Source organism: Streptomyces flaveolus (assembly GCF_000716535.1).
In the GTDB taxonomy this organism is placed as follows: Bacteria; Actinomycetota; Actinomycetes; order Streptomycetales; family Streptomycetaceae; genus Streptomyces; species Streptomyces flaveolus_A.
The window spans coordinates 90,116-114,087 of the sequence record NZ_JNWV01000001.1 but is presented as its reverse complement, the minus strand read 5'-3'; the positions used below and the strand labels follow the sequence as shown (position 1 = coordinate 114,087).

Sequence of the window (23,972 nt, the reverse complement as noted above, 5' to 3'; positions counted from 1 at the left end):
GTGCGGCCGTCCGACGACTGGGGGTGTGGCGCGTGCGGGGCCGAGGGGGCGGTACGGCGGCGGGGGCGGGGTCGGCCGGGTGGTCGGCGGCGTGTCCGGCGCGGGCGTGGGCGCGACGGCGGGCGGTCGTCGCCCAGAGTGCCGTGATCGCGCTGCTGCTGGGGCTCTCCGCCGTCCTCGCCCCGCCGACCGCCGCCCTCGCCGTGCCGGCCGGTGCTCCGGCCGCCGCCGACGCACGCCCGGGGTCCTACGCCTTCACCCCCGGCGCCCGGACGGTCGCGGGCACGAAGAGCCCCACGGACGCCGTCCTGCTCGACCCCGGCCACACCTACCGCAGCTCCCTGCCCCGCGACGGCAGGCTCTACTACCGCCTCCGCCTGACCGCCACGGACACGGCGTACGCCCCCGTCACCGCCGTACCACCGGCGGACACCACCGTCTCCTCCACCGACGGCATCCGCGTCTCGCTCCGGGACGCGAACGGCACCTCCTGCTTCTACGACTCCGCCCGCATCGGCGCCGGGCTCAGCCCGCGCCCGGTCACGGCCCTGGCCCAGCGCGAGGCCGGCAAGGCGCTGTGCCAGGGCGGGGGGACGTACTACCTGCTCGTGGAACGCCTCGACGCCGAGGGCTCCGGGGCGGCGGCCTCCGCCGAGCCGTGGGACCTGGAGATCGCGCCCGCCACGGAACCCGGCCTCGCCGAGGCCGGACCCACCACCGCACCGCGGCCCTGGGACTCCACCACACCGCAGCCCCTCGCCGGCACCCCCGAAGACCGCTCCGGCGGCACCGGTTTCGCCACGGCGCGCGCGGTGGGCCAAGGGATCTGGCGCACCCGCCTCACCCCCGGTGAGACCCGCTTCTACAAGGTGCCGCTGGACTGGGGCCGGCAACTGCACGCCTCCGCCGAGCTGGACGGCGCCCCGGGCCACGGCTACGTCGGCGGCGCCCTCGGCCTCTCCCTCTACAACCCCGTCCGCGGTCACGTCGACGACGCCTCCCTCGGCTACACCGGCACCCCGAAGTCAGCCGCCCTCGCACCGCTCCCGCCGGTGGGGTACGCCAACCGGTACGCCGTTCCCGCCGGGGTGACCTCCGTCCGCTTCGCCGGCGAGTACTACCTGGTCCTGCACCTCAGCGCGCGGCTGGCCGACACCTTCGGGCAGGGTCCGTTCGAGGTGACCCTGCGGGTCCGGGTGCGCGGACAGGCGCAGCCGGGGCCCGCGTACGCCGGCCGGCCCGTGCCGGACGACGTCTTCACGGTCACCCACGACGACCGTGAGGCCGCGCTGACCGGGGGCACCGGGGGCGGGTCCGACGACCGGACGATGCGGCTGGTCGCCGCCGGCGGGATCGGCACGGGTACCGCGCTGCTGCTGGTCCTGGGCGGGTGGACGGTGGCGGCCCGGCGGGCTCACACCCGGGCCAGCGCCCAGAAACCCACGGCGTAGCAGGCTAGCGCCAGCAGCAGGAGCGGGATCGCGGCCCCGGCCGGGGGACCGGGCCGCCGGGCCGCGCGCCGCGCCCGACGCCCGCGGGTGGGTGGTCGGGGGGCCGGTGAGGGCGGTGGAACCTGTGGGTCGCGGGTGGTGTAGGCGGCGGTGGCGGTGTCGATGCGGGGGTCCGGAGCCGGTACGGGGACCGGGGGCGGGGTCGATACCGGATGCGGGGGCGGGACCGGGGGGACGGGTGATTGCTGGGGAGGTGGCAGGCGGAAGCTCCCGGTGTCCGAGAGGGAACCGGTGGACGTGGGCGTCGGACGCGCGTCCACCGCGGAACCCGGAACGGGGCCGGCCGACCCACCGTCGGCACCCTCGACTGCCCTGCCCGTCACCGGATCAGCCGCCGCACCGGACCCGGCGCCCCCGCCCGGGACCAGTTCCGCCGCCACACCGGAGGCCTGCCGGAGGGGGCCGTCGGGCCCGAACCCCGGGGGCAGCGGGCCGAGTTGGTCGAAGATCTCGATGATCTCGTCGTCGGGACCCGGTTCCGGCAGGAGTTCCGCGGCGGCGGCGAGCGCCTTGCGCGCCCCCGTGGCGGTGCGGAACCGGTCCGCGGGATCGGGCTGGAGCAGTGAGGCGACGACCTGCCACAGCGGCTCCGGAACGCCCTTGGGCGCGCCGGGCGTTCCGTGTTCCAGGAAGTACTGCACCAGCGCCTTGGCGTCGGGCTTGGCGCCTTCGAGGAGGTACAGGGCGACCAGGCCGACGGCGAACAGGTCGGCCGGGAAGTCGGGTTCGGCGCCCAGCATCTGCTCGGGGGCCAGGTAACCGGGCGTCCCCACCACGAGGTTGGTCTCCGTCAGCCGGGGCTCCCCGAGCCGCATGGCGATCCCGAAGTCGGACAGCCTGAGCCGGGGCCGGCCGGTGCCGGTGGCTTCGAGGAGCACGTTGGCGGGCTTGACGTCCCGGTGGACGACGTCCTCTGCGTGGACGGCGGCGAGCCCGGACAGCAGCTGGTCCAGCAGCGTGCAGACGAACGCCGGCGGGAGGGGGCCGTAGTCGCCGACCAGATGGACCAGGGAGCCGCCGGCGACCAGGTCCATGGTGAACAGCACCTTGTCGTCGTCGGCGGCCCAGCTCGCCGGGGCGAGGACGTGCGGGTGGTCGATGCGCAGGGCCTGCTCGCGGACGAAGCGGAGCAGGGAGTGGGCGTCACGCTGCTGGAGGACCTTGGCGGCCACGTACCGCCGGCGGCGGTGGTCCCAGGCACGCCACACGGCGCCCACCCCACCGCGTCCGATCGGGTCGGCCAGCTCGTACCGGCCGGCGAAGACCTCACCCATGGCAGCCGCCGCTCCTCCCCTGGTCCGACGAAACCCCCACGCCACCGCACTCCTGCGGGACGTACCCCGCCTCCGGCCGGCCCGGACCCCCCGTCCCGAACCGGCCGCCGGGTCAGTTCTGGTGGGACTGGTAGTGCGCGACGGCGTCGGAGGTGCGGCCGGCGCCGTAGACGCGGAGGAACTCCGCGAGTTCGGGGTGGCTCGGGGCGAGGGTGTCCGCGGCGTCGATGATGTCACCCGCGGCGGCCACCGAGCGGAGCAGCGACTGGATCTCCCGCACCACCCGCTTGACCGTGGGCACGCCCGAACTGTTCGTGGTGTGGGTGGTGTTGCTGAGCACGGAGCCCCCCTGCGACTTCTTGATCTCGTCCATCCGCTCGGTCGCCTCGGCGGCGCTGACGCTGCCGTCCGCGACCTGGGACGCCAGTTCCTGGAGCAGCTGCACCCGCTGGACCACCGCCGGATTGCCGATCTTCGCGCGCTGGCCGCTCATGAGCTGCGAGAGCATCGGTGCGGACAGGCCCAGGACCGCCGCGAGCCGGGCCTGGTTCAGCCCGAGATCGTCGATGAGCTTACGGAAGAGCGCCCCCAACGGCTCTCCGTACCAGTTCCGCTGCAGCTCCCGCGCTCTGGCGGTGGCTTCCTGCTGTGCGGCGTCCATTGCGTCTCCCCATCGCTTCCCCTGAAAACCGCGGTTCGCTGTAGCGAACCACGTCGAGCATCTTACGGAGAGTGGTCATCCGCGGGGACCCCCAATCTTTTTGCGGGATACGGGGGGTGACCCGGTACTCTGGTCTGCGGCGCCCGCCGGACGTGATCCCTCCGGCCGGTCGCTCCTTCTCGGGGCCTTAGCTCAGTTGGTAGAGCGCCGTCTTTGCATGGCGGATGTCAGGGGTTCGACTCCCCTAGGCTCCACGCCGAGAAATGCCCCCTGACCTGCGGGAACGCAGTGTCAGGGGGCATTTTGTGCGAAGCTCCCGGCGCATGCGGCACGACCCGGGTGCGCGTACGACAAAGACCCTCCGGCCCGATCGATCACGGCCGGAGGGTCTCCTGGTGTCTTTCCGGTGTCTTCCGGTTTCTTCCTGAACGTGTGCCTGGCGCTCAGACCTCGTCGTCGCGGTCCGCGGCGTCGTCCTCCGCCTGCTTGGCCTGGACCTCGGGGTCCAGGGCCGAGGCGTCGCTGCCGTCCACGGACGTGATGCGGCCCTCGTCGGGGACCTCCGTCGCCGCGGGCGGTTCGACCAGCCAGTCGGGGTTGGCCTGCTTGTCCCACCACTTCCAGGCCGCGAAGGCGCCTCCCGCCAGGGCGGTCAGCACCGCCACCACCTTCAGGGTGCGGCCGGCCCGGGACCGCCGGGCGTTCCGCCGGGCCAGCTTCTGGATGTCCTGGGCCGAGACCTGGCCGCGCAGCGCGGCCAGCGCGGCGGCGCCGCGCGCGGCGGCCTCGTCGCGGACCGGAGCGGCCACGGCCACTGCGTGTTCGATCTTCGGACGTGAGTAGGCGGCGGCCTGCAGGGCCGCCTTGCGGGTGCGGACGGCGGCTTCCTGCGCGGCCAGGTCCACCTTCGGCGGTACATGCGTGCGGGCCTGCTCCAGGCGCGGGGCGAGCCGGGCGTCGTACTGCACGCGGGCCTGTTCGGCGGCCTGCGACACCACGGGCGCCAGCCGTACGCGTGCCTCCTGCGCGTAGTACGCGGCACGCTCCTTGGCCGTGTCGGCGTAGGGCGCCACCACTTCCGCGGCGTGCAGCACGCTGTCCTTCGCCGAGCCGGTCGCGGCGCGCACGCTGTCGATGCGGGTCACGGGTTCCTCCTCCTCGGTGGCGTACGGTATTTCGACTTTCCACCCTTTTACGGATCATGCCTGTCCGCGGCCGGTGTGGCATGTGCGGGCGGGCATACGGGTGCCGATCTCCCCCTCCGGCGTGATTCGGGGCAACGGGGGCTTGCGGTCGACACTGCCACGAATCACCGGCGCGCGCCGCCCGCCCCGCACAAGTCACGGCCGCCCGGCGACGCGCGGACGGGAGCGTGGAAGGATCGGAGGTGTCGCGGCGGACGACGACGGAAGGCAGATCGTGGCCGAGCAGCTCTACGCCACCTTGAAGACCACCCTCGGCGACATCGAGGTGCGGCTCTTCCCCCTCCACGCCCCCGTCACGGTCAGAAACTTCGTCGAGCTGGCCCGCGGCGAACGCGAATGGACCCACCCGGGCACCGGCGAGAAGAGCAGAAACCCGCTCTACGACGGCACGGTCTTCCACTCCGTCATGAGCGGGTTCATGATCCAGGGCGGTGATCCCCTGGGCAACGGCCTCGGCGGGCCCGGTTACGACTTCGAGGACGAATGCCACCCGGACCTGGCCTTCGACACCCCCTATCTGATGGCCATGGCCAACGCAGGCCCGGGCACCAACGGCTCGCAGTTCTTCATCACCGTCACCCCGAGCACCTGGCTGAACGGCAAGCGCACCATCTTCGGCGAGGTCACCGACCCGGCCTCCCAGAAGGTCGTCGACGCCATCGCGAACGTGCCGACCGGACGCAACGACCGTCCGCTGGCCGACGTCGTCATCGAGACGGTGGTGGTGGAGACCCGCGAGGGCTGAGGGAACCAAACACACCGCTCGTCCGTAAGGATGGGCGGGGCAGGATTGTGCCGTCAGGACGGACACGACGAGCAAGGGGATCCGATGGACCAGGCCGAAGGGAGGGCGCAGGACGCCGCCCGGAGCGTGCCCGTGTGCTACCGGCACCCGGACCGCGAGACCGGCGTGCGCTGCACCCGTTGTGAGCGGCCCATCTGCCCCGAGTGCATGGTCAGCGCCTCGGTCGGCTTCCAGTGCCCGGACTGCGTCCGCGAGGGCTCGGGCACGGGACACGGGCCGGCGGCGTCCCGGCCGCGCACGGTCGCCGGGGGCACGGTCACGGCCGACCCCCGCCTGCTCACCAAGATCCTGATCGGGATCAACCTCGCGGTGTTCATCGCCGTCCAGGCCGACAGCTCCCTCCTGAACCACCTGGTGCTCTACGGAGCCTTCCCCCCGAAGCCGTTCGCGCCGACCTCGGGCGTCGCAGGCGGCGAGTGGTACCGCTTCGTGACGTCGATGTTCACGCACCAGGAGTACTGGCACATCGGCTTCAACATGCTGAGCCTGTGGTGGATCGGCGGCCCGCTCGAAGCCGCCCTCGGCCGGGCCCGCTACCTGGCGGTCTACTTCGTCTCCGGACTGGCCGGCGGCGCGCTGACCTACCTGCTCACCTCCCCGCAGACCGCCTCGCTCGGCGCCTCGGGCGCGATCTTCGGGCTCTTCGGCGCGACCGCCGTGCTGATGCGCCGGCTCAACTACGACCTGCGGCCGGTCATCGCGCTGCTGGTGATCAACCTGATCTTCACCTTCAATCCCACCATGAACATCGCCTGGCAGGCGCACATCGGTGGCCTCGTCGCCGGCGTCGTCACCGGGTACGCGATGGTCCACGCCCCGCGCGAGAAGCGGGCCCTGGTGCAGTACGGCACCTGCGCCGTCGTCCTGGTGCTGTCGGTGGCGCTGGCGCTGGTCAGGACCGCTCAGCTCACCTGAGACCCGGGGGAACGGGGTGGGGAACACCCTGATACCGAACCGTTGTCCACAGGGTGTGGCGGATCTTGTGCACACTGTGCGACCACAGGTGCGCCCCCTGTCGCTCGGATGTGTTTCCGCAGGTCGGACAGGGGGCGAACGGGTGTCTGACGGGCAGTCGGCCAGTCACACCGGCGTCAACACCCGATGGGTTATCCACAGATCTTCGTTCTTTTCCCCATGTGGAAAACCGCTGTGGATAACTCAGTGGATAGCCGTGGGCAGAGCTACTTCCACTGCGTGGAGACGCCGAAGCCGGCGGCGATGAAGCCGAAGCCGACGACGATGTTCCAGTTGTCCAGGCTGTCGACCGGCAGCGAGCCGTCGGTCACGTAGAAGACGACGATCCAGGCCAGGCCGATCAGGAACATGGCCAGCATCACCGGTGCGACCCACGCGCGGTTGGTGAGCTTGATGGCCTGCGCCTGCTTCGCCGCCGGCGGCGTGTAGTCGGCCTTCTTGCGGATACGTGACTTCGGCACGAGGGTCTCTCCTGTCGATGCGCTGCGTGGCCGCGCAGGTAACTGGGTCGGGCTCGGGGCAGCGTACAAGGGGCCAACATGACGACTCTGTGTGCTCCCCCGGGCGTCCGTTAGCGTAGTGCTTCCGCGGCGCCGAAGGAGATAAGGGTACGTTGAGCAATTCTGCCGACTCCCCCGGGACGGGATCAACGGGTGCGGGCCCCGTCCGCCGACCGCGTGTGCGGCCCGTGCGGATCCTCACCGCGGCCGTCTTCGCGCTCGCCGGGCTCATCTTCTTCACCAGCTTCAACACGGCCAAGGGCACCGACATCCGCCAGGACGGCTCCCTGCTGAAGCTGTCCGACCTGATCCAGCAGCGCAGCCGCAAGAACAAGGAGCTGGACGAGTCCAACGCGACCCTGCGCGACAGCGTGGAGTCGCTGGCCGAGAGCGACGACGGCAGCACCAAGGCCGAGGACGAGAACCTCGGCCGGCTGGAGAAGAGCGCGGGCACCCAGAAGCTGACCGGTGAGGCCATCACCGTCACCCTGAACGACGCTCCGCCCAACGCCACCGCCAAGCTCCCCGGCTATCCCGAGCCGCAGCCCGACTACCTGGTCATCCACCAGCAGGACCTCCAGGCCGTGGTGAACGCGCTGTGGCAGGGCGGTGCCCGGGGCATCAAGGTCATGGACCAGCGGCTGATCTCCACCAGTGCGGTGCGCTGCGTCGGCAACACCCTGATCCTCCAGGGCCGCGTCTACTCACCGCCGTACAAGATCACGGCGGTCGGGGACCCGGACCGGTTGAAGCAGGCGCTCGCCGCGAGCAAGGCGATCCAGACCTACATGGTCTACGTCAACGTCTACGGCCTCGGCTGGAAGGTCACCGACGACGGGACGGTGACTCTTCCCGGCTACTCCGGCACAGTGGATCTGCACTACGCGAAGCCAGTGGGGTAGACGTCCGTCCGGGAGCCGCCGGTGCGCGTGATCGTCAGGACCGTCAGCGAGCTGTGCATCACCGTCGGCACCCTGATCGTGCTCTTAGTCGTCTACGTGCTGTTCTGGACGGGTGTGCAGGCCGATCGGGTGATGGGCGACCAGATCGACCGGTTGCAGCAACGGTGGTCGCGGGGGAGTGTCCAGCCGGAGGCCGTGGCGGCACCCCAAAGGTACGAACCGGGCGCACCCTTCGCGATCATGTACATCCCGCGGCTCGGTTTCACGTGGAACAAGCCGGTGCTGGAGGGCACCGCCACCGGCACCCTCAAGAAGGGCCTCGGCCACTACGCGCGCACCGCGCGGCTCGGCCAGAAGGGCAATTTTCGCGGTGGCCGGGCACCGGCGGACGTACGGCGACCCGTTCAAGGACTTCCCCGAGCTCCGGCCGGGTGACGCGGTGGTGCTCACAAACGGAACCACTTGGTTCACGTATCGGATCGACAAAGGGCCATACAAAACAGTGCCGACCGATGTTGAAGTGATCGACCCTGTCCCCCGTAAGTCCGGGTCCACACGTCCGGGCCGGTATCTGACGCTGACCACGTGCGATCCGGAATGGGGGCACAGTCACCGGCTGATCGCCCGGGCGCACCTGGATTCCACACAGCCTGTGGAGGCAGGCGAACCGAGGGCTCTGCGCCGTTAGTCTGGTGACGTACGGCGTGGGTCTGGTGCCGTAGGGGATACGGAAGGGACGGCATGTACGGCTGGATCTGGCGGCATCTGCCGGGCAACGCGTGGGTGAAGGCCCTGATCTCCCTCGTACTGATCCTGGCCGTGGTCTACGTCCTCTTCCAGTACGTCTTCCCGTGGGCCGAACCGCTGCTGCCCTTCAACGATGTGACGGTGGACAACCAGTGAGTGCGCGGATTCTCGTCGTCGACAACTACGACAGCTTCGTCTTCAACCTCGTCCAGTACCTGTACCAGCTGGGCGCGGAGTGTGAGGTCCTGCGCAACGACGAGGTGTCGACCTCGCACGCCCAGGACGGCTTCGACGGCGTGCTCCTCTCGCCCGGACCCGGGACCCCGGAGGAGGCGGGCGTGTGCGTGGACATGGTCCGGCACTGCGCGGCCACCGGCGTGCCGGTCTTCGGCGTGTGCCTCGGCATGCAGTCGATGCAGGTGGCGTACGGCGGTGTGGTCGACCGGGCACCCGAGCTGCTGCACGGCAAGACCTCGCTGGTCGAGCACGAGGGCAAGGGCGTCTTCGCGGGGCTGCCCTCCCCCTTCACGGCGACCCGCTACCACTCCCTGGCCGCCGAACCGGCCACGGTCCCGCCCGAGCTGGAAGTGACCGCCCGCACGCACGACGGCATCATCATGGGCCTGCGCCACCGTGAACTGCTGGTGGAGGGCGTGCAGTTCCACCCCGAGTCGGTGCTGACCGAGCACGGCCACCGGATGCTGGCCAACTGGCTGGCCGAGTGCGGCGACCAGGGTGCCGTGGCGAGGTCGGCGGGGCTCGCCCCGGTGGTGGGCAGGGCCACGGCGTGACCGCGCTGCGCCCCGAGCGCGAGGACTTGTACGACGGCGAGAGACCGTACGAGTCCTCCGGCGGTGCGCGGCCGTACGGGGCCTCCGGTGGTGCGGGGTCGTACGAGCTCTCCGGCGGTGCGGTGGCGTACGTCCGACGGCGGCAGGATCCGCCGACGGCTCCGATGCCCCGGCTGACCGAGGAGAACCCCACGGCGCCGCCGCCCGCCGTCGGTGAGGACCTCACGGCACCCCTGCGTCCCGTCGACGAGGAGACGATGGCGCTGCGGATCCCGCGGCCGGCGGGGTACGGCGCGGAGGGCGACGCCACACGGACGGGCACAGGGGCCTCTGGAGCCTCGTCGGCCGCTTCGGCCACCGGAGTCACACCGGGCGGCCGTGCGGCCCGGAGAAAGGCCGCCAAGCGGCGTGGTGGGCGGCACGGCGGGCCCAGGGACGCCCGTGAGCCGGTGGCTCCCCCCACGGAGGGGGACCCGCGGCGGCCCCTGACCCGGGTGGAGGCCCGGCGGCAGGCCCGGCTGCGCAAGCCGAGCCCGGCGACCGTGGCGAGCCGGGCGATCGGCGAGGTGTTCATCACCACCGGCGTCCTGATGCTGCTGTTCGTCACCTACCAGCTCTGGTGGACCAACGTCCGCGCGCACGCGCAGGCCGGCAGCGAGACGCACCAGCTCCAGGACGACTGGGCCAACGGCAAGCGGAATCCGGGCGTCTTCGAACCGGGGCAGGGCTTCGCCATCCTGCACATCCCGAAGCTGGACGTGGTGGCGCCCATCGCGGAGGGCGTCAGCAACAAGAGGGTGCTCGACAAGGGCATGGTCGGGCACTACGGCGAGGCCCCGCTGAAGACGGCGATGCCCGACGCCAGGACCGGCAACTTCGGTCTCGCCGCGCACCGCAACACGCACGGTGAGCCCTTCCGGTACATCAACAGGCTCAGGGCCGGCGACGCGGTCGTGGTCGAGACGCAGGACACGTACTTCGTGTACAAGGTGACCTCGATGCTTCCGGTGACCCCGCCGTCCAACACCAGCGTGCTGGATCCGGTCCCGCCGGGCTCCGGTTTCACCGGGCCCGGCCGCTACATCACCCTGACCACCTGCACGCCGGAGTTCACCAGCAAGTACCGGTTGATCGTCTGGGGCAAGATGGTCCAGGAACGCCCGCGCAGCAAGGGCAAGCCGGACGCGCTCATCGAGTAGGGCTCACCGAACCAAGGGCAGAGGACACAGTGGCAGCGACCGCCGACGAGACCGAAGAGACCACGGACGCGTCCGAACCGGATCCGGAACCGGCTCCGCGCCGGCGCCCCGGCCGGATCGCGCTGGCGGTCAGCGTCTTCGGGGAACTCCTCATCACGGCGGGTGTGCTGCTCGGCCTGTTCGTCGTCTACTCGCTGTGGTGGACGAACGTGATAGCGGACCGCAAAGCGGACCGGCAGGCCGACAAGGTGCGCGAGCACTGGGCCGAGCAGCAGCAGTCCGGTCCCGGCGCGCTCGACACCAAGGACGGCATCGGGTTCCTGCACGTGCCGGCGATGCGGAACGGCGAGGTGCTGGTCGAGAAGGGCACGGGCACGGACGTCCTCGACGACGGTGTGGCCGGCTACTACACGGACCCGGTCAAGGCCACGCTGCCCACCACCGGCAAGGTGGGCAACTTCGCCGTCGCCGCCCACCGGGACGGGCACGGCGCGAAGTTCCACAACATCGACAAGCTGAGGACGGGCGACCCGATCGTCTTCGAGACGAGGGACGACTGGTACGTCTACAAGGTCTACTCGGTCCTCCCCGAGACCTCGAAGTACAACGTCAAGGTCCTGTCCTCGGTCCCCAAGGAGTCCGGCAGGAAGAAGCCGGGCCACTACATCACCCTGACGACCTGCACCCCCGTCTACACCTCCCGCTACCGGTACGTGGTCTGGGGCGAACTGGTCCGCGTGGAGAAGGTGGACGCCGAGCGGACGCCGCCGAGGGAACTGCGCTGAGAGTGCGCGTGGGCCCCTGCCGGGAAGTCCTGGCAGGGGCCCACGCGTGTGCGGGGTGTGTCAGCCGCCGATGAAGCCGCCGCCGCCGTTGTCGCCGCCGTTGTTGCCGCCGCCGAAGTCCGCGGTCGTCAGGACGATCTGGGTGCTGCCGGGGTCGGCCTGGGTGCCCTGCTGCGGGGTCTGGAAGACGACCCGTGCTTTGTCGTCATTGGGTCCGTTGACCTGGATCTGGGTGAAGCCCTGCTGTTGCAGGATCTGCTGGGCCTCCTTCACGGTCTTCTGCGTCACGTCCGGCACCGGCTTCTGCTGCGGTTGCTGCGCCTTGCCCACGTTGATCGCGACGGGCGTGTTCTTGGAGACCTGCTGGCCCGCCGCCGGGTTGGTGTTCTGGACCTTGCCGTCCTGGGCGGGGTCGGCGACCGGGGTCTCGGTGCAGCTCGAGTTGGGTGCCAGCCCCTTGGCCTGGAGTTCGGCCTTCGCCTCGTCGCAGGACTTGCCGGTGACGTCGGGGACGGTGATCTTCTCCTCGGCCTTGGCGACCGTGAGGGTGATCGTGGTGCCCTTCTCCTTGCTGGTGCCGCCCTCGGGGTCCTGGGTGATGACGACATCGGGCGTCTGGGTCGACACCTGCGTCTTCTTCTCGACCTGGAAGCCCTTCTCCTTGAGCTGGGCCTCGGCCTGGTCGAACTGGATGCCGCGCACGTCCGGCACGGTGACCTTCGGCGCACCCGTGGACACCACCAGGGTGACGGTGCTGTTCTTGTCGACCTTCGTGCCCTCGTCCGGGTCCTGGGAGCACACGTTGCCCGTGGCCTGGTCCTCGCAGGCCTTCTTGGTGATCGACACCTTGAGGTCGACGTTCTCGGCCATCTTGCGGGCCGTCTTCTCCGGCTGGCCCACGAACGACGGCACGGGCACCTTGCCGTCGCCCTTGCCGTCGCCGCCGAACGCGTACATGCCGATCAGGATCGCGCCGACCAGCACCAGCACGCCCGCGACCACCAGCAGGATCGTGGAGCTGTTGGACTTCTTCTGCTGGCGGCGGCGGTCCGGGCGCTCGTCGTAGCCGTAACCGCCGTCGTCGGGGTTCATCGGCGGGAGCATGGTGGTCGCTCCCGCGCCCGGCTCCGAGCGCAGGGCGGTCGTCGCCTGGTCGTCGTGGTAGCCGCCGTAGCCGACGGCGCCCATCGCGGCCGTGGCCGCGACCGGCTGGCCGTCCAGGCACGCCTCGATGTCGGCGCGCATCTCGTCGGCCGACTGGTAGCGGTAGTTGGGGTCCTTGACCAGCGCCTTGAGGACGATCGCGTCCATCTCGGGCGTGATCTCGGGGTCGAAGACCGACGGGGGCTGCGGTTCCTCCCGGACGTGCTGGTAGGCCACGGCCACCGGGGAGTCGCCCACGAAGGGCGGCCGTACCGTCAGCAGTTCGTACAGGAGGCAGCCGGTCGAGTAGAGGTCCGACCGGGCGTCGACCTGCTCGCCCTTCGCCTGCTCCGGCGAGAGGTACTGGGCGGTGCCGATGACCGCCGCGGTCTGGGTCATGGTCATGCCGGCGTCGCCCATGGCACGGGCGATGCCGAAGTCCATCACCTTGACCTGGCCGTTGCGGGTCAGCATGACGTTGGCCGGCTTGATGTCGCGGTGGACGATGCCGCTGCGGTGCGCGTACTCCAGGCCCTGGAGGATGCCGATGGTCATCTCCATCGCGCGCTCGGGCAGCAGCTTGCGACCGGAGTGCAGCAGCTCGCGGAGCGTGGAACCGTCGACGTACTCCATCACGATGTACGGGATGGAGACCCCGTCGATGTAGTCCTCGCCCGTGTCGTAGACCGCGACGATCGCGGGATGGTTGAGCGAGGCGGCCGACTGGGCCTCCCGGCGGAACCGGGCCTGGAAGGACGGATCGCGCGCGAGGTCCGCGCGCAGCGTCTTCACCGCCACGGTGCGGCCGAGCCGGGTGTCATGCGCGAGGTAGACCTCCGCCATGCCACCGCGGCCGAGCACCTGGCCCAGCTCGTACCGGCCGCCGAGGCGACGCGGCTCTTCCATAGCTACCTACCAGCCCTCTCCGTCGGTCTCGGCCGCGCACCTCTGTGCGCGGCCGGAGGCTGCCGTCCGGGCCTACCGTACCCGGCTCGCTCTGTGTGACCTGGCCAAGCCCGTAACCCGATACAGGACCGGTATCGCAACGTGCGGCGATGTGAAGGAGATGTGAGCGGCGTCACTCCCGGTGGCCGACGACGGTCACTTCTTGGAGTCGATGACCGCCTCCATGACGTTCTTCGCGATCGGCGCGGCCAGGCCGCCACCGGAGATGTCGTCGCGGTTGGCGCTCTCGTCCTCGATCACCACGGCCACGGCGACCGGCGAGCTGCCGTCGGGCAGCTTGGCGTAGGAGATGAACCAGGCGTACGGGTTCTCGCTGTTCTCCACACCGTGCTGGGCGGTACCGGTCTTGCCGCCGACCGTCACGCCGTCGATCTTCGCCCGCGTACCGGTGCCCTTCTCGACCACCGTCTGCATCATGTCCTGGAGGATCTGCGCGTTCTTCGGCGACAGCGGCCGGCTCAGCTCCTCCGGCTTGGTCGTGGCGACCGGGTCCAGGTTGGAGGACTGGAGCGAGTCGACCATGTACGGCTTCATCAGCTTGCCGTCGTTGGCGACCGCGGAGGCGACCATGGCCATCTGCAGCGGGGTGGCGGCGGTGTTGTACTGGCCGATGGAGGACAGCGCGGTCTGCGACTGGTTCATGTCGTCCGAGAACACCGAGGCGCTGGAGCGGACCGGGGTGAACTGCTCGGCGTCGAAGCCGAACTTCTTCGCTTCCTCGAGCATCTTGTCGTTGCCGAGGTCGGCACCGATCTTGCCGAAGACGGTGTTGCAGGAGTACTGGAGCGCGACCCGCATGGTCGCGTTCTCGCACGGGATGTTGCCCTCGTTCTTCAGCTCGGTCGTGGTGCCCGGCATGGTCCACGGCAGCGGCGAGTCGGTCCGCTCGTCGGCCGAGGTGTACTTGCCGTTCTCCAGCGCCGCCGCGGCCGTGACCACCTTGAAGGTGGAGCCCGGCGGGTAGGTCTCGCGCAGCGCCCGGTTCAGCATCGGGTCGTTGGGGTTGTACTTCTTCTGGAGCTTCTTCCAGGCCGCGGCGTCGTCGTTGGTGTTGCCCGCGAACGACGAGGGGTCGTACGACGGGTAGGAGGCGAGCGCCAGTATCTTGCCGGTGGAGGGGTCCAGGGCGACGACCGCGCCCTTGCCGCCGCGCTGCTTCAGACCGTCGTACGCAGCCTTCTGCGCGGCGGCGTTGAGCGTGGTGACGACGTTGCCGCCCTGCTGCTCCTTGCCGGTGATCATGTCCAGCGTCTTGCGGAAGAACAGCCGGTCGTCGTCGCCGGTGAGGATGCCGTCCTCGATGGACTCGAGCTGGGTGGCGCCGAAGGCCTGCGAGGCGTACCCGGTGACCGGCGCCCACATGGGGCCGTTCTTGTACGTGCGCTTGTACTTGAGGTCGTTCAGACCGGTCTTGCTGGTCAGGGTGGACCCGGTGATGGGGTCGCCGCCGGACACGATGATGTCGCCGCGCGGGGTGGCGTAGCGGGCGATGGTGACGCGGCGGTTGTTCGGGTCGTCCTTGAGCTTGTCGGCCCTGACGTACTGCAGGTAGTTGTCCCGCAGCAGCAGGGTGAGGACGAGGAGGCCGCAGAAGATCGCGATCCGGCGCAGGGGCTTGTTCATGACGGGCGGACCACCTGGGTCATCTCGGCGTCGGGGTTGGCGGCGGGAGCGGGCGCCGGGCGGCGGGCGGTGTCGCTGATGCGGATGAGGATGCCGATCAGCGCCCAGTTCGCCAGCACGGAGGAACCGCCGTACGCCATGAACGGCATGGTCATACCGGTCAGCGGGATGAGGCCCATCACACCGCCGGACACGACGAAGACCTGGAGCGCGAAGGCGCCGGACAGGCCGATGGCGAGCAGCTTGCCGAAGGGGTCGCGGGCGGCGAGGGCGGTGCGCACGCCGCGCTCCACGATCAGGCCGTAGATCAGCAGGATCGCCATGATGCCGGCCAGGCCCAGCTCCTCGCCGAAGGTGGCGAGGATGAAGTCGGAGTTGGCGGCGAAGCGGATCAGGTCCGAGTGGCCCTGGCCCCAGCCGCTGCCGAGGGTGCCGCCGGAGCCGAAGGCCCACAGCGCCTGCTGGAGCTGCTCGGAGTGGCCGACCTGGCCCTGGCGGCTGAGGGTGTACTCGCGCATCGGGTCGAGCCAGGACTGGACGCGGCTCTTCACGTGCGGCTCGATGCTGGCCACGCCGACCGCGCCCGCCGCGGACATCAGCAGACCGAAGACGATCCAGCTGGTCCGCTCGGTGGCGACGTACAGCATGATCACGAACATGCCGAAGAACAGCAGCGAGGTGCCGAGGTCCGTCTCGAAGACCAGGATCAGGATCGAGATCGCCCAGACGACCAGGATCGGGCCGAGGTCACGGCCGCGCGGCAGGTAGAGGCCCATGAAGCGGCGGCTGGCGAGGGCCAGGGCGTCACGCTTCACCATCAGGTAGCCGGCGAAGAAGACCGCGAGGACGATCTTCGCGAACTCACCGGGCTGGAGGGAGCCGAGACCGGGGATGTTGATCCAGATCTTGGCGCCGTAGATGTTGGCGCCAAGACCCGGCACCAGCGGCAGGACCAGCAGGACCAGCGCGCTGAACATGGAGATGTACGTGTAGCGCTGCAGGACGCGGTGGTCCTTCAGGAAGATGAGCACCACGACGAACAGGGCGATGCCCAGGGCCGTGTACAGCAGCTGGCGGGGCGCGGCCGCGACGAAGTTCGGCAGCGACTGCAGCAGCTTGGACTGGTCCAGCCGCCAGATGCACACCAGGCCGAGCCCGTTGAGCAGGGTGGCCAGCGGCAGCAGCAGCGGGTCCGCGTACGAGGCGAACTTGCGTACGGCGACGTGGGCGACGCCGGCCAGCAGGCCGAGCCCGAGGCCGTAGCTCAGCAGGCCCGCGGGGACCCGGCCGTCGAGGGCCAGACCCACGTTGGCGTAGGCGAACACCGGGATGACCACGGCGAAGATCAGCAGGGCCAGCTCGGTGTTGCGGCGGCTCGGCGCGCCGATCGCGCCGATCGTGGACGTGTGGTGCGTCGGCGAGTTCGTAGTACTGCTCATCGTGTGACAGGGCCTCTCACGGCTTGCCTACTGCTTACCGCACAGCGAGACGACCTTCTGCTCATCCTCCGAGAGAGTGGGGCCGGGGCTGGGGGTCGCGGACGGGGTCGTGGACGGCGACTTCGAAGGGGACGTCGGGGACGTCTTCGAGGCCGACGGGTTCGGGGTCGTGTTCGGCGTCGGGGAGGCCTTGACGAAGGCGGTCTGCGTGGTGGTGCCCGTGGACGCGCCGGTGCCGGTCTTGTCCTTGCCGTTCTTGGCGTCGTTCCGCGCGCGCTCGGCCGCCTGGCGCTCGGCCTGCTTGCGGCAGGCGGAGGCCTGCACGGCCAGCTCCTGGACCTTCGTCTGGGCCGCCTGCAGACCGCCCTCCGTGATCGTCGCCTTCACCTGCTTCTGCTGGTACGGCGGCAGGTACTTGAGTTCGATCTCGGGGTGGTCCTTCTCCACCTTCGACAGCGACACCCAGGCCAGGTCCTGGCTGATCCCGCGGTACAGCGCGACGTGCTCGTCCTTGGCGCCGACGTAGTACTGGGTCTGCGTCCAGCGGTAGCCGCCGTACAGACCGCCGCCGACGACGGCGAGGGCGAGGACGCCGTAGAGCGAGGTCTTCAGCCATCTGCGCCGCTTGCGCGGCTTGGTGAAGTCGTCGTCGGCGTAGTCGCCGAAGCCGTCGGCCGGGATGTAGCCGGTGTCGCCCGAGCCGGGCGGACCGAACTCGCCGCCGCCGTGCCCCTGGCCCTGACGGCCCAGGTGGGAGGCGCGGCCGGCCGGGGTCTGCATGATGCCGTTGTCGTTCAGGTGGTGCTGGTTCTCGGCGACGGCGCCGACCACCACGGGCTGGTCGGACAACTGCCCGGCGAGGGTGTCACCGGTGTCCAGGTCGAGCACGTCGGCGACGATGACCGTGATGTTGTCGGGGCCGCCGCCGCGCAGCGCGAGCTGGATCAGCTCCTGCACGGTCTCCTGCGGGCCCTGGTAGCTTGCGAGGGTCTCCTCCATCGTCTGGTGGGAGACCACGCCGGACAGGCCGTCGGAGCAGATCAGATAGCGGTCGCCGGCCCGGACCTCGCGGATCGACAGGTCGGGCTCGACGTGGTCGCCGCTGCCGAGGGCGCGCATCAGCAGCGAGCGCTGCGGGTGGGTGGTGGCTTCTTCCTCGGTGATCCGGCCCTCGTCCACGAGCCGCTGCACCCAGGTGTGGTCCTGGGTGATCTGGGTGAGCACGCCGTCACGCAGCAGGTACGCGCGCGAGTCGCCGACGTGCACGAGACCGAGCCGCTGGCCGGTCCACAGCAGGGCGGTGAGGGTCGTCCCCATGCCTTCGAGCTGGGGGTCCTCCTCGACCATGGCGCGCAACTGGTCGTTGGCGCGCTGCACGGCCGCGCCGAGGGAGGTGAGGATGTCGGAGCCGGGCACGTCGTCGTCGAGCGTGACCAGGGTGGAGATCACTTCGGAGGAGGCGACCTCGCCCGCCGCCTGGCCGCCCATGCCGTCGGCGATGGCGAGCAGGCGCGGACCGGCGTAACCGGAGTCCTCGTTGCCCTCCCGGATCATGCCCTTGTGCGATCCGGCGGCGAAGCGCAGTGACAGACTCATGCGCACCTCGCCCGTCGGCTCCGGGTACAGCCGGTCGTGTCGAGCCACACTGCCCACCCTCCGGTTGGGAGCGCGCCGGAGACCGGGTGGCGGCCTGCCGCTGCGTGCTCGCTCCGCTCGCTCATCTTCGTACTACTTCCGCAGCTCGATTGCGGTCTTGCCGATGCGGATCGGCGCGCCCAGCGGGATCGGTGTGGGGGTCGTCAGCCGGGACCGGTCCAGGTAGGTGCCGTTGGTGGAACCGAGATCCTCGATGATCCACTGGCCGTCACGGTCCGGGTAGATCCTGGCATGGCGGCTGGAGGCGTAGTCGTCGTCCAGCACGATCGTGGAGTCGTGCGCCCGGCCCAGGGTGATGGTCTGGCCCTGCAGCGCGACGGTGGTGCCGGTCAGTGTGCCCTCGGTCACGACCAGCTTGGTCGGGGCGTTGCGGCCACGCCGGCCGCCGCCCTGCTGGCCGCGCTGCGGCGGGGGCGCGGCCTGTTGCCGGGGCTGCTGCCGGCCCGGCTGCTGCGGCCGGGCCGCCTCCCTACGCGATCCGCGCTGGGTGACGCGCGTACCGAACAGGTCGCTCCGGATGACCTGCACGGCCACGATCACGAACAGCCACAGTACGGCCAGGAAACCCAGCCGCATGACCGTGAGGGTCAGCTCTGACATTGCCCCCGCTTCACCCTTCGGCTTGCCTATAGATAACGGTGGTGCTGCCCACGACGATCCGCGAGCCGTCGCGGAGCGTAGCGCGGGTGGTGTGCTGCCCGTCCACCACGATGCCGTTGGTGGAGCCGAGATCCTGGATCGTCGAGGGCGTTCCGGTCCGGATCTCGCAGTGCCGGCGGGACACGCCGGGGTCGTCGATCCGCACGTCGGCGTCGGTGCTGCGGCCCAGCACCAGCGTCGGGCGGGAGATCTGGTGGCGGGTGCCGTTGATCTCGATCCAGTAGCGGGTGCGCGCGCCGCTCATCGGCGCCGCGGCCGGCCGCTGCGTGGCGGGCTGCGGGTAGCCGTACCCGCCGGGGCGGGTGCCGGGCGGCGGTGCGGACGGCATCGGGGGCGCGCCGGCCGGCGGGGCGGCCGGCGGGTAGCCGTAGCCGCCGGGGGCGCCCGGCGCGGGGCGGCCGGCCGCCGGCGCGCCGGGAGCCTGTGGTGCCCCTTGCTGGTCGCTGGAGGAGGCGAGGGTGCGCGAGCGCACCCGGTACAGGCCGGTGTCCAGGTCGTCGGCCTTCTCCAGGTTGACCTTGATCGGGCCCATGAAGGTGTAGCGCTGCTGCTTGGCGTAGTCGCGCACCATGCCGGCCAGCTCGTCGCCGAGCTGCCCGGAGTAGGGGCTGAGGCGCTCGTAGTCCGGCGCGCTCAGCTCCACGATGAAGTCGTTGGGCACGACGGTCCGGTCACGGTTCCAGATGGTGGCGTTGTTGTCGCACTCCCGCTGGAGCGCTCCGGCGATCTCCACGGGCTGGACCTCGGACTTGAAGACCTTGGCGAAGGTGCCGTTCACCAGACCTTCGAGACGCTGCTCGAACTTCTTCAGGACTCCCATGGGGCACCTCCTCCGTCCCTGCCTCGTCTTGCCTGCTCTGTGCCGCTGCCTCGGCCGCCGCTCGGCCGCTGCTTCGCCGGCTGCCTTGCCGGGTACTGCTGGTACTGCTCACTGATCGTATCTACGCGCCCGCCAATCAGCCGGTTCCCCCAGCGGCTCCCCTTCGAACTCCCGGGTGCGTGTCCTGCTGCATGGATCGTAGAGGTGGGCGAAGTCCAGTGTCCCGCACCCGGCTGCGGACCCGGGCCGCCTCCCGGGCAGATGGCCTGGACCGGTACGAGGTTGATACGAGAAGCGCGCCTCCTTGATACGTGCGGCGTTCGGTGGGTGCGTCGTTGAGGCGCGCGCCGCGCGCGCCGGGGGTGGTGGCCGGGGGGTGGAGCCCGGCGGGAAGCGATGTGAATCCACCCCGTACGACGTGCTAATGTTCTGGGTGTCGGAAGGGGCCGGGCCGAAAGGGCCGGAGCCGGAAGACACACCCAATGCGCGGGTGGCGGAATAGGCAGACGCGCTGGATTCAGGTTCCAGTGCCCGCAAGGGCGTGGGGGTTCAACTCCCCCCTCGCGCACAGAGAAACCGATGAGACGGGTCTCTGCCGGTGACGGAAGTCACGGCAGGGGCCCGTTTCTCGTTGTACTCGCAGTTGTGAGGGATCGCACAGCCGGGCGTCGGTGTGCCGGGACCCGTCTGTGAACTAAGTCACGGGCAGGGTGCGGGGCCAGGCTGCCGCTCCTCCTCGGGAAACCCGCCGAGAGCGTCATGTCCATGCTGTTAGCCTTCTGCGCACGCGCGCGTGGGGGGAGCGGCCGGGGGGCCGGAGGGGATGCCGCGGCGTTGCCGTACCTCCGCCCATGCCTCCCCTGCTCTCTGGAGGAACGGTGGCCCGACTCGGCACGCACCGGCACAGACCCCAGCCCGCATCACGCTCGGCACGACGCACCGCGGCCGTCCTCGCGGCGGCGCTCGGCCTCGGCCTGCCCCTGGCGACCACACCCGCGACGGCGGCGCCGGCCGCGCCCACGGTCTCCGCGGGAGAACTCGTCCTGCCCGCCGCCGCGCGGGCCGTACCCCGGTTCACCTGGATCCTCAACGCCGGGACCAGCGGCTTCCTGTGGGTGCAGGAGGGCGACGACCGGTACCTGTGGACGGACTACGCCACCGGCGCCACCACCGCGCTGGACCAGCGCATGCCGGTCCCGCTCCAGTACGACATCGACAACGGCTCCTACCGTGGGGACGTCTCCTTCGAACCCGGCCACTACGGCGACGGATCGGACACCGTCGCCCTCTACTCGGAGGAGGACGCCCAGGTCACGCTCGTCAAGGGCGCGGGAACGCCGGGCGGCACCGCCGTGGTGCCGGTGCCCGAGGGCCACACGTACGAGGGCACGTTCGGCGACACCGTGCTCACCAGCACGAGCGACCTCGCCGGCAACCCGGACGCGTGGCAACTGCTGCGTGCCGAGAACGGCGAGGTCCGCCGGACGCCCGTGACGGGGCTTCCCGGCGGCGCCTACGGCTTCCGCGTCGAGGACGGCGACGCCCGGTCCGTCATCCTGCGCTACGAGACGGAGGACGGCGGCCACTGGAGCATCGTCGACCTCGCCACCGGCGCGGCGGACCCGCTGCCCGACCGGCCCAGCCCGCAGGAGGCCTGGGAGGTGACCGGCTTCCGGCTGAGCCCCGGCTCGGTGCTGCGGCTGCGCACCGGACGCGGCAAGGCGGACCTGCTCGACCGGGCCGACCCGGCCGCGACGCCCCGCACCCTGGAGACCAGTTCGCTGACGTACCAGGCCTCCTACGCCGTCGTCGGCTCGGCACTGCTGGGCGTCGAGCCGATGTCGCCGGGCGACGACAAGTACCGGGGCCAGCCCCTGTTCGCCCTCACGTCCGACGGCTCGGACACGGCCCTGACCAAGGTCATGGACCCGGCCGCCCATCAGCTCGTCCAAGCCCCGGACGGCTCCGTCCTGGTGGCGGGCGCCGCGACGTACGTGGACCGGGGCGACCTCGACTGGGGCGTGTACCGGGTCGCCCAGGGCGCCGACGGCTCGGTCACCCGCAGCCGCCTGACCGCCGTACAGCCGATGCCCGCGCAGGTCCACGGACTCTCCCTCGGCAGCGGCATCCTCACCACCGCCGACAACAGCACGCTCTACCAGCCGCACACGGTCCTCGGCGCCTACCGCAGCACCTGGCTCACCACGAGCGGCACCCCGAGCCCCGCACGGACCACCGTGGACGGCCTGGTCAGCGGCTGGGACGGGTTCTGCGACGAGACCACGCCCCGCTGCATCCGGATGTTCGCCGACGGCACCGGCCGGCACGGCCGCCGCGACGCCACCGAGTCAGGCCTGACCATGCTCCGCGCCAACGGCGCCGCCGACTGGGGCCCGACGCTCGACACCGGCGACGACTCCCCGGAGCTCAGGGACCTCTCCGGGCGGTACGCCGTCGTCGACGGCGCCTCCTCCGGCAAGCAGTACATCGGTCAGTTCGCCACCGCCGGGGCGGGCAAGGTCCTGCTCGAGCGCGACCGGGTCGCCGCGGCCGTCTGGGGGAACACCCTGTGGAGCGGCGCGGCGAGCGGCGGGAAGGTCACGGCCACCCGGCTCCCCGCGGGGACCGCCGTCGAGTCCTTCACCACCCGCGACGGCTGCACCCCGTCCGACCTCCAGGCCGTGGGCCGCTTCGTCTACTGGGTCTGCCGGGACGCCTGGGGGGATGCGCGCGGCGCCGGTCTGTACGACCGTACGACCAAGCGCACCTCCACCGCCCCGGACGGCCGGGTCCTGCTCGGGGACGGATACCTGGTCGAGCGGGTTCCCGGTACCCAGTCGGACAGCGGGCTGAGGCTGCTCGACCTGCACAACGGGCTGCCGTCCGGCGGCAGTCACACCGGCCTGCCGAGCCGCGAGCTGGCCGACTGGACCGACATCGGTGAGGACAACACCGGCGCCGGGACCAGTTGGACCGTGGACCGCTTCGGCGGCGGCGTCGCCTACGCCGACCGGGACCAGCGCGTGCACGTCGTACCGGCCGGCGTCCCGGCGTCCCCGCTCACGGCCGTCGACGCCACGGTCACCGCGGGATCCGCCAACTGGTCCGGTACCTGGTGGCTGTCCAAGCCCGCCGCCGACTGGAAGGTGACCGTCCGTCGCAAGGCGTCCGGCGCCACCGTCCGTACGCTCTCCGGCGGCACGGCCCGGGGCCTGCTGACGGCCGCCTGGGACGGCAGGGACACCGCGGGCCGCCTGGTCACCAACGGCGCCTACACCTGGACCCTCACCGCCCGGCCCGCCGACGGTCAGGGCGCCGCGCTCACCCTCTCCGGAGACGTCAAGGTGACCGCGGGAACGGCGGCACCGCGCGACTACGCCGGCAACGACGGGGTCGGTGACGTCCTGACCCTCAGCTCCTCCGGCACCCTCACCGTCCGGCGCGGCACCGGTACGGGCACGCTGGGCGGCACGGTCTCCGGCTCCGGGTGGTCTGCCACCGCCCGGATCGTGCCGTTCGGCGACCTGAACGGCGACCACTGCAACGACGTGCTGGTCCGCACCGGCGGCGCCCTGCGGGCCTACCGCCCGGCCTGCGGCAAGGCGCCGACGCCCGCCACGCCGTACACCTCGCTCGGCACCTCCGGCTGGAACGCGTACGACGTCCTGACCTCGCCCGGCGACGTCGACGGCGACGGCCGGCCCGACCTGATCGGCCGCCAGTCCTCGACCGGAGACGTCTACCTCTTCAAGGGCGCGGCGAACGGCAAGCTCTCCGCCCGCACGAAGATCGCCTCTCACTGGACCGGCTACAAGAAGATCGTCGGCGCCGGTGACCTCAACGGCGACGGCCGCGGCGACCTCCTCGTCCAGGACAAGTCCGACGAGCTGTGGCGGTACGACGCCAACACCACGACCACGGGCGGCTTCAAGGCCCGGGTCAAGGTCTTCGCGGACTGGGGCGCCTCCTACAACGCGGTCGTCGGCGCGGGCGACTTCACCGGCGACGGCCGCGCGGACCTCGTGGCCCGTGACACCGCGGGCACCGTGTGGCGGTACAACGGCAACGGCAAGGGCTCGTTCGGGGGCCGCGTGAAGATCGCCACGGGGTGGAAGGCGTACAAGGCCGTCATGTGACGGCGACGGGGCCGTCGCGGGCCGGTCACGGACCCGAACTCCGGGTCCGTGGCCGGTGCTTGACGAGGAGGCGGGGAAGTGCCCGCACCTTCCGGAAGCTGGACTTCCCGCTCGCCCCTGTGTCAACATCCGCCTCGGTCACGAAGCCGATCGCTCCCCCACCGTCCCGTAGGG

At 70.9% G+C, this 23,972-nt stretch carries 19 protein-coding genes, 2 tRNA genes and 1 pseudogene; 12 read left to right on the top strand and 10 right to left on the bottom strand.

From position 1 onward, the window contains the following. Nucleotides 1-143 precede the first annotated feature (143 nt). Nucleotides 144-1,451, top strand: a complete 1,308-nt coding sequence (locus OO52_RS00525; RefSeq protein ID WP_030640195.1) for a hypothetical protein — start codon at nt 144-146, stop codon at nt 1,449-1,451. On the opposite strand, the gene OO52_RS00520 is transcribed toward OO52_RS00525, so the two are convergent. Together OO52_RS00520 and OO52_RS00515 are read right to left on the bottom strand one after the other, a co-directional pair. Then, nucleotides 1,415-2,785 carry a serine/threonine-protein kinase gene (locus tag OO52_RS00520; protein ID WP_030640197.1) on the bottom strand — a complete coding sequence of 457 codons (1,371 nt, stop codon included), beginning with the start codon at nt 2,783-2,785 and terminating at the stop codon, nt 1,415-1,417. The two genes, OO52_RS00525 and OO52_RS00520, sit on opposite strands and share 37 nt — an antisense overlap. 112 nt (nt 2,786-2,897) lie before the next feature. After that, entirely contained in the window at nt 2,898-3,446 is a 549-nt protein-coding gene (locus OO52_RS00515; RefSeq protein WP_030640199.1) for a helix-turn-helix domain-containing protein, read from the bottom strand. A gap of 181 nt (nt 3,447-3,627) precedes the next feature. Between OO52_RS00515 and OO52_RS00510 the strand changes: the two genes are divergently transcribed. Further along, nucleotides 3,628-3,700: transfer RNA gene (locus OO52_RS00510), tRNA-Ala, on the top strand. A gap of 189 nt (nt 3,701-3,889) precedes the next feature. Here OO52_RS00510 and OO52_RS00505 read toward each other — a convergent pair. Next, nucleotides 3,890-4,591, bottom strand: a complete 702-nt coding sequence (locus OO52_RS00505; protein ID WP_030640201.1) for a DUF5324 family protein — start codon at nt 4,589-4,591, stop codon at nt 3,890-3,892. Between the two features lie 274 nt (nt 4,592-4,865). Between OO52_RS00505 and OO52_RS00500 the strand changes: the two genes are divergently transcribed. Both OO52_RS00500 and OO52_RS00495 read left to right on the top strand, forming a co-directional pair. Further along, the gene (locus tag OO52_RS00500; protein ID WP_030640202.1) at nt 4,866-5,396 is read left to right on the top strand and encodes a peptidylprolyl isomerase; all 531 of its coding nucleotides are present in this window, start codon (nt 4,866-4,868) and stop codon (nt 5,394-5,396) included. Between the two features lie 84 nt (nt 5,397-5,480). Further along, on the top strand, nt 5,481-6,371 hold the full coding sequence (locus OO52_RS00495; RefSeq protein ID WP_030640204.1) for a rhomboid family intramembrane serine protease: 891 nt from the start codon (nt 5,481-5,483) through the stop codon (nt 6,369-6,371). A 266-nt stretch (nt 6,372-6,637) separates the two neighbouring features. On the opposite strand, the gene crgA is transcribed toward OO52_RS00495, so the two are convergent. Further along, nucleotides 6,638-6,892, bottom strand: a complete 255-nt coding sequence (crgA, locus tag OO52_RS00490) for a cell division protein CrgA (protein ID WP_014673794.1) — start codon at nt 6,890-6,892, stop codon at nt 6,638-6,640. 152 nt (nt 6,893-7,044) lie between these two features. On the opposite strand from crgA, the gene OO52_RS00485 reads away from it, so the two are divergent. From OO52_RS00485 to OO52_RS00460, 6 genes and pseudogenes are all read left to right on the top strand, one after another. Beyond that, the gene (locus OO52_RS00485) at nt 7,045-7,833 is read left to right on the top strand and encodes a DUF881 domain-containing protein (protein WP_030640206.1); all 789 of its coding nucleotides are present in this window, start codon (nt 7,045-7,047) and stop codon (nt 7,831-7,833) included. Between the two features lie 21 nt (nt 7,834-7,854). Beyond that, nucleotides 7,855-8,521 (top strand): annotated as a pseudogene (locus tag OO52_RS00480) (class E sortase). Nucleotides 8,522-8,574: 53 nt separating this feature from the next. Beyond that, nucleotides 8,575-8,736, top strand: coding sequence for a hypothetical protein (locus tag OO52_RS49360; protein ID WP_030609287.1), 162 nt, complete (start codon nt 8,575-8,577; stop codon nt 8,734-8,736). Continuing rightward, complete coding sequence (locus OO52_RS00470) at nt 8,733-9,371, top strand: aminodeoxychorismate/anthranilate synthase component II (protein ID WP_030640214.1); 639 nt, start codon at nt 8,733-8,735, stop codon at nt 9,369-9,371. Before OO52_RS49360 ends, OO52_RS00470 begins: the two co-directional genes overlap by 4 nt. Next, nucleotides 9,368-10,570, top strand: a complete 1,203-nt coding sequence (locus OO52_RS52390) for a class E sortase (protein WP_030640216.1) — start codon at nt 9,368-9,370, stop codon at nt 10,568-10,570. The genes OO52_RS00470 and OO52_RS52390 overlap by 4 nt, the downstream gene beginning before the upstream one ends. A 29-nt stretch (nt 10,571-10,599) precedes the next feature. Then, nucleotides 10,600-11,355, top strand: a complete 756-nt coding sequence (locus OO52_RS00460) for a class E sortase (RefSeq protein WP_030640218.1) — start codon at nt 10,600-10,602, stop codon at nt 11,353-11,355. A 60-nt stretch (nt 11,356-11,415) separates the two neighbouring features. On the opposite strand, the gene pknB is transcribed toward OO52_RS00460, so the two are convergent. From pknB to OO52_RS00430, 6 genes are all read right to left on the bottom strand, one after another. Continuing rightward, nucleotides 11,416-13,404, bottom strand: coding sequence for a Stk1 family PASTA domain-containing Ser/Thr kinase (gene pknB / locus OO52_RS00455; RefSeq protein ID WP_030937538.1), 1,989 nt, complete (start codon nt 13,402-13,404; stop codon nt 11,416-11,418). A 195-nt stretch (nt 13,405-13,599) separates the two neighbouring features. Then, nucleotides 13,600-15,087, bottom strand: coding sequence for a peptidoglycan D,D-transpeptidase FtsI family protein (locus OO52_RS00450; protein ID WP_030640222.1), 1,488 nt, complete (start codon nt 15,085-15,087; stop codon nt 13,600-13,602). Then, nucleotides 15,084-16,526, bottom strand: a complete 1,443-nt coding sequence (locus OO52_RS00445; protein WP_030640224.1) for an FtsW/RodA/SpoVE family cell cycle protein — start codon at nt 16,524-16,526, stop codon at nt 15,084-15,086. The genes OO52_RS00450 and OO52_RS00445 overlap by 4 nt, the downstream gene beginning before the upstream one ends. 27 nt (nt 16,527-16,553) lie before the next feature. Next, nucleotides 16,554-18,122, bottom strand: a complete 1,569-nt coding sequence (locus tag OO52_RS00440; RefSeq protein ID WP_199819931.1) for a Stp1/IreP family PP2C-type Ser/Thr phosphatase — start codon at nt 18,120-18,122, stop codon at nt 16,554-16,556. A 132-nt stretch (nt 18,123-18,254) separates the two neighbouring features. Further along, nucleotides 18,255-18,782: an FHA domain-containing protein FhaB/FipA gene (locus OO52_RS00435; protein WP_030640228.1), complete on the bottom strand. Its 528-nt coding sequence runs from the start codon at nt 18,780-18,782 to the stop codon at nt 18,255-18,257. Nucleotides 18,783-18,792: 10 nt separating this feature from the next. Continuing rightward, nucleotides 18,793-19,662 (bottom strand): FhaA domain-containing protein, encoded by an 870-nt coding sequence (locus tag OO52_RS00430; RefSeq protein WP_030640230.1) that lies wholly within the window; start codon nt 19,660-19,662, stop codon nt 18,793-18,795. Between the two features lie 484 nt (nt 19,663-20,146). Between OO52_RS00430 and OO52_RS00425 the strand changes: the two genes are divergently transcribed. Both OO52_RS00425 and OO52_RS00420 read left to right on the top strand, forming a co-directional pair. Next, nucleotides 20,147-20,230, top strand: a tRNA-Leu gene (locus OO52_RS00425). Between the two features lie 310 nt (nt 20,231-20,540). Then, a complete protein-coding gene (locus OO52_RS00420; RefSeq protein WP_234339559.1) occupies nt 20,541-23,798 on the top strand; it encodes an FG-GAP-like repeat-containing protein in 3,258 nt (1,085 codons plus the stop codon). Nucleotides 23,799-23,972: the final 174 nt, after the last annotated feature.

Coding starts and splice junctions, on each gene's coding strand:
- OO52_RS00520 (WP_030640197.1), bottom strand. CDS start 2,785: ATGGGTGAGGTCTTCGCCGGCCGGTACGAGCTGGCCGACCCGATCGGA.
- pknB (WP_030937538.1), bottom strand. CDS start 13,404: ATGGAAGAGCCGCGTCGCCTCGGCGGCCGGTACGAGCTGGGCCAGGTG.
- OO52_RS00450 (WP_030640222.1), bottom strand. CDS start 15,087: ATGAACAAGCCCCTGCGCCGGATCGCGATCTTCTGCGGCCTCCTCGTC.
- OO52_RS00445 (WP_030640224.1), bottom strand. CDS start 16,526: ATGAGCAGTACTACGAACTCGCCGACGCACCACACGTCCACGATCGGC.
- OO52_RS00430 (WP_030640230.1), bottom strand. CDS start 19,662: ATGGGAGTCCTGAAGAAGTTCGAGCAGCGTCTCGAAGGTCTGGTGAAC.
- OO52_RS00435 (WP_030640228.1), bottom strand. CDS start 18,782: ATGTCAGAGCTGACCCTCACGGTCATGCGGCTGGGTTTCCTGGCCGTA.
- OO52_RS49360 (WP_030609287.1), top strand. CDS start 8,575: ATGTACGGCTGGATCTGGCGGCATCTGCCGGGCAACGCGTGGGTGAAG.
- OO52_RS00440 (WP_199819931.1), bottom strand. CDS start 18,122: ATGAGTCTGTCACTGCGCTTCGCCGCCGGATCGCACAAGGGCATGATC.
- OO52_RS00495 (WP_030640204.1), top strand. CDS start 5,481: ATGGACCAGGCCGAAGGGAGGGCGCAGGACGCCGCCCGGAGCGTGCCC.
- OO52_RS00515 (WP_030640199.1), bottom strand. CDS start 3,446: ATGGACGCCGCACAGCAGGAAGCCACCGCCAGAGCGCGGGAGCTGCAG.